Below are 4,265 nucleotides of genomic sequence, written 5' to 3' on the forward strand. Positions count from 1 at the left end.
CTTCGAGGAACTTGCCACCCATCAGGGCGATACCGATAGAGGCACCGATAGCGCCGAGACCGACGATCAGACCACAAGCCAGCGCGACGAAGCCGAGAACGTTTTCCATGATTTATCCTTAAAAGTGAGAAGAGAAGCGAAGAAAAAAAGAAAGATTAGTGTGAATCGTGGGCCTGCCCCACGTAAATCAACGTCAACATCATGAAGATGAAGGCTTGCAGCGTGATCACCAGGATGTGGAAAATACTCCACACGGTTCCGGCGACAACATGCCCGAATCCTAGCCAGAAACCACCGGTGAGGGGGTTGAACTGCCAGGCCCATACGCCGCCCATCAGGGCGATCAGCATGAAAACCAATTCACCGGCAAACATGTTGCCGAACAACCGCATGCCGTGCGAGACGGTCTTGGCGGTAAATTCAATCATCTGCATCAGGAAATTGACCGGATACAGAAACCATTTGTCGCCGAAAGGCGCAGCCACGAGTTCGTGCGCCCAGCCGCCGATGCCCTTGATTTTGATGTTGTAGACCAGGCAAACAATCAGCACGCTGAAAGAAAGACCCAACGTGGTGGACAGGTCCGCCGTCGGCACCACCCGCATGTAATCCTTGAAGCCCAGCGCGGGACCGGCGCCATGCCACAGCGCAGGGATCGCATCCACGGGCAGCATATCCATGGCATTCATCAGAAAAATCCAGACGAACACGGAAAGCGCCAATGGCGATACCAGCTTGCGGCTCTTGGCATTGTGGACAACGCCTTTGGCCTGGTTTTCAACCATTTCAGCCAAAATTTCGACCGCGGCCTGGAAGCGACCCGGCACACCGGATGTTGCCTTGCGCGCAGCACGCCAAAGAAAGAAGGATCCAATCACGCCCAGCACGACGGAGTAAAACACCGAGTCCAGGTTAAACAGACTGAAGTCAACAATGCCATGCTGCTCGACGTTCTGGAAAGAAAAGTCTTTTTGCAGATGGTGCAAGTGATGACGGATGTACTCTCCGGCCGTCGGGGCAATTGTTCCAGCGTTTTCAGCAGCAGCCATAGGTCAACAGTCCATCAATTCTTTAAATATTCTTGAGCGACTTTGCCGGCGCCAAGCGAAGCCACATGGCCACCCAGTACACCTTCATCGTCACCACAAACCCGGCCAGCAAAGCCAGCCAACTCAAATCCGAAACCAACCGTGGCGCAGCGAACAACATCGCCACCGTCAAGGCAATCTTGACCAACTCCCACACAAAAAATCCCAGCAACGCAGCATTTCCATCAGCTACCGCCTTTTGGCGTGACAAGCCGCGGGCAAACAGCGCCGCAGGAATCACCACCGCCAAGGCACCGTAAGCAGCCGACCAGCCCATCCGGGGCTGACCCGTCACCACCCAAGCCACCGCAGCCACCAACAAACCCACCACCACCTGCCCCGCCAGCACCGTCCAGGCAGAGACCGCGGGATTCGACGCGCGAATCTTTTGCGCTTCTTCATGCGTCAAGGGCTTGAACCCTTCATCCGCAGCCTCATCTGCCACTTCTGTCCAGTGGGCAGCAGCATCCTGAATTACAGGCGCGGGGGCAATGGGCGAATTTGTTATTTTGACAGTCACAAATTACACGAAGGTTACGAGGCGCTTATTAGCAAAGCCTTTGATTATACGTAGAAACCCCTGCGTATTGACAGCACCTGTGCGCGCCATCTTTATTTCTGGCCATGGAGCCGCTCGCGTTGGGGCGCCCGGCGAGTAGGCCACAATAGTGTGACGCGTGCGATGCCGGACCAAAACAACGCACACCGCAACACCCCGTCACACCGTTTCATGATGACACGGTTTGCTTGACATTCCCCCCTTCGACGAAAGACCTGCCCATGTACGCACTGATGAATTTTCTGCACCTGCTTGCTGCGATTATCTGGCTGGGCGGGGTCAGTTTTGTGTTGATTGCCTTGCGCCCTGCCGCTACAGCACTGCTGTCACCGCCGCAGCGCCTGCCGCTGATTGCGCAAGTGCTGAGCCGGTTTTTCGTGCTGGTATGGCTGAGCATCGGCATGTTGCTGCTGACGGGCTTGCCCATGCTGCTGAACGCTGGAATGAAGGCGGCGCCTGTAGGCTGGCATTTGATGCTGGGCATAGGCCTGTTGATGTTTGCGCTGTTCGGCCACCTTTATTTTGGTCCGTTTCGCCGCCTCAAACAGGCGGTCAGCGCGTCGAACTGGCCAGAGGGCGGCCGCCGCGTCGGGCAAATCGTGATTTTGGCGCTGCTCAACCTGGTACTGGGCGCACTGGCCATTGGCGCCGCCATTTTTCTGGTCTGACGCACGATAATTTCACTGCAATGATCCTTGACCCAACCCGCATCTTGCCGGCGCGATCCCGGCCATGAGCGCCCCCAAAAAGGTGGCGCGAAAGAGTTCGCACTGGGAAGATCGCCTGAGAGCTTCGCTGCCCACCCGCGAGGTGCTGGCGGCCCATCCCTGGCTCAAGCCCGTCGCCCATCGGCTGCTGGACCCCCAGTTGTGGCGCCTGCAACACGAATCTGTGGCGCGCGGCGTGGCGATTGGCCTGTTCTGGGCCTTCGCGTTGCCGGTCGCCCAGATTCTGGCGGCTGTCGTACTGTGTGTGTGGTGGCGCGGCAACATCGCGGTGGCCGCTGGCATGACGCTCATTACCAACCCGCTCACGGTCGGTTTCTGGCTTTGGCTGGCCTACCGGGTGGGAAGCCTGGTGCTGGTAGCCCCTCCGCCGGCACCCGTGGCGGAAAACGCTGGCGTTCTGACCTGGCTGGCGTCGGTGGGTGCGCCCACCATCTTGGGCATGGGTATTTTTGCGGTGGGCGGTGCGGCAGCCGGCTACATCACCGTCAAACTCGCCTGGCGCGTGCGCATCTGGTTCAAGCGCCGCAACCGCTAGAACACCGTGACGTCTGCCACCGCCCTTCGCCGCAAGCCAACCACGAGTCCTCCCCATGAATTCCTCCTCTGAAAACACCCCCCCAACAACACCCGAACCTGCACGTCAGGAATCGCTGATCGACTATCCGTCGCTGTTTCCCATCAAGGTGATGGGCGTGAAAGTCGACGGCCTGGTGCAGGCCATCACCTGCGTGGCGCATCAGTTCGACCCGGCCTTTGACGCCACCACCATCGAACTGCGCGAAAGCAAGGGCGGCAAGTACCTGGGCGTGACCATCACCGTCACCGCCACCAGCCGCGAGCAGCTTGATGAGCTGTACCGCACGCTGAGCACGCACCCCATGGTCAAAGTGGTTCTGTGAGTCGCTGAGCCCGACACTGTTCATGCAGACCAATGTGCGTCATCTAGGCCGGGTCGACTACCTGCCCACCTACCAGGCGATGCAGGACTTCACCGCCGCGCGCGACGAAGCCGCGCCTGACGCGCTATGGATTTGCGAGCACCCTGCGGTCTACACGCAAGGGCTGGCGGGGAAAATTGACCATATTCTTAACCCGGGCGAGATTCCCGTGGTGCAGACCAACCGCGGCGGCCAGGTGACTTTTCATGGCCCTGGCCAAGTGGCGGCGTACCCGCTGATCAACCTCCAGCGCGCCGGCTATTTCGTCAAGGAATATGTCTACCGCATCGAGGAATCCGTGATCCGCACACTGGCCCATTTTGGCGTGACCGGGCACCGGGTGGCCGGCGCCCCCGGCATCTACGTGCGGCTGGACGACCCGGCGTCGCATGCCGCGCTGACCGGCCCGGTGCACCCGTCCGACCCGTTTCGCGGCCTGGGCAAAATCGCCGCGCTGGGCATCAAGGTCAGCCGCCACTGCACCTACCACGGGGTCGCGCTCAATGTGGCGATGGACCTGGAGCCCTTCTCGCGCATCAACCCTTGCGGCTATGCCGGGCTGCAAACCACAGACCTTTCTACAATCGGCGCATCGGCCAGCTGGCAGGAGGCGGCAGACGTGCTGAGCCAAAAGCTCGTCACTTACCTGGCCCCCTAAACCCGACAGAAACACCCAACACACCATGACTACTCCAGAAGCCAAGCCCACCGCCCATCCGGCCAATCCTGTTGTCCGTGAAGTCCAAAGCGTGGCGGACTACAACCCGCTGGCCAAGCAGAAGGCCGCCGCCAAGCTGTCGCGCATTCCGGTCAAGGTCGAGCGCGGCGAGGTGCTTAAAAAGCCGGACTGGATTCGCGTCAAGGCCGGCAGCCCCAGCACGCGCTTTTACGAGATCAAGGACATCCTGCGCGGCAACAAGCTGGTGACGGTGTGCGAGGAAGCCAGCTGCCC

General features: G+C 59.7%; 6 protein-coding genes and 2 pseudogenes. 5 read left to right on the forward strand and 3 right to left on the reverse strand.

Annotated elements, in window-relative coordinates:
• The 3 genes and pseudogenes from Q8K05_RS02290 to Q8K05_RS02300 all read right to left on the reverse strand — a co-directional run.
• A pseudogene (locus tag Q8K05_RS02290) lies at positions 1–109 on the reverse strand (F0F1 ATP synthase subunit C); the annotation flags it as partial.
• Positions 110–155: 46 nt separating this feature from the next.
• On the reverse strand, positions 156–1,049 hold the full coding sequence (gene atpB, locus Q8K05_RS02295) for a F0F1 ATP synthase subunit A (RefSeq protein WP_305244925.1): 894 nt from the start codon (positions 1,047–1,049) through the stop codon (positions 156–158).
• A 22-nt stretch (positions 1,050–1,071) separates the two neighbouring features.
• Positions 1,072–1,497, reverse strand: coding sequence for an ATP synthase subunit I (locus tag Q8K05_RS02300; RefSeq protein WP_370868756.1), 426 nt, complete (start codon positions 1,495–1,497; stop codon positions 1,072–1,074).
• Positions 1,498–1,868: 371 nt separating this feature from the next.
• Between Q8K05_RS02300 and Q8K05_RS02305 the strand changes: the two genes are divergently transcribed.
• The 5 genes and pseudogenes from Q8K05_RS02305 to Q8K05_RS02325 all read left to right on the forward strand — a co-directional run.
• Positions 1,869–2,315: a DUF4149 domain-containing protein gene (locus Q8K05_RS02305; RefSeq protein WP_305244926.1), complete on the forward strand. Its 447-nt coding sequence runs from the start codon at positions 1,869–1,871 to the stop codon at positions 2,313–2,315.
• Positions 2,316–2,379: 64 nt separating this feature from the next.
• Positions 2,380–2,910, forward strand: a complete 531-nt coding sequence (locus tag Q8K05_RS02310) for a DUF2062 domain-containing protein (protein WP_305244927.1) — start codon at positions 2,380–2,382, stop codon at positions 2,908–2,910.
• Positions 2,911–2,965: 55 nt separating this feature from the next.
• Complete coding sequence (locus Q8K05_RS02315) at positions 2,966–3,274, forward strand: YbeD family protein (RefSeq protein ID WP_305244928.1); 309 nt, start codon at positions 2,966–2,968, stop codon at positions 3,272–3,274.
• 22 nt (positions 3,275–3,296) lie between these two features.
• Positions 3,297–3,971 carry a lipoyl(octanoyl) transferase LipB gene (gene lipB / locus Q8K05_RS02320; RefSeq protein WP_305244929.1) on the forward strand — a complete coding sequence of 225 codons (675 nt, stop codon included), beginning with the start codon at positions 3,297–3,299 and terminating at the stop codon, positions 3,969–3,971.
• A gap of 25 nt (positions 3,972–3,996) precedes the next feature.
• A pseudogene (locus tag Q8K05_RS02325) lies at positions 3,997–4,265 on the forward strand (lipoyl synthase); the annotation flags it as partial.

Source organism: Polaromonas sp., assembly GCF_030682935.1.
In the GTDB taxonomy this organism is placed as follows: Bacteria; Pseudomonadota; Gammaproteobacteria; order Burkholderiales; family Burkholderiaceae_C; genus Polaromonas.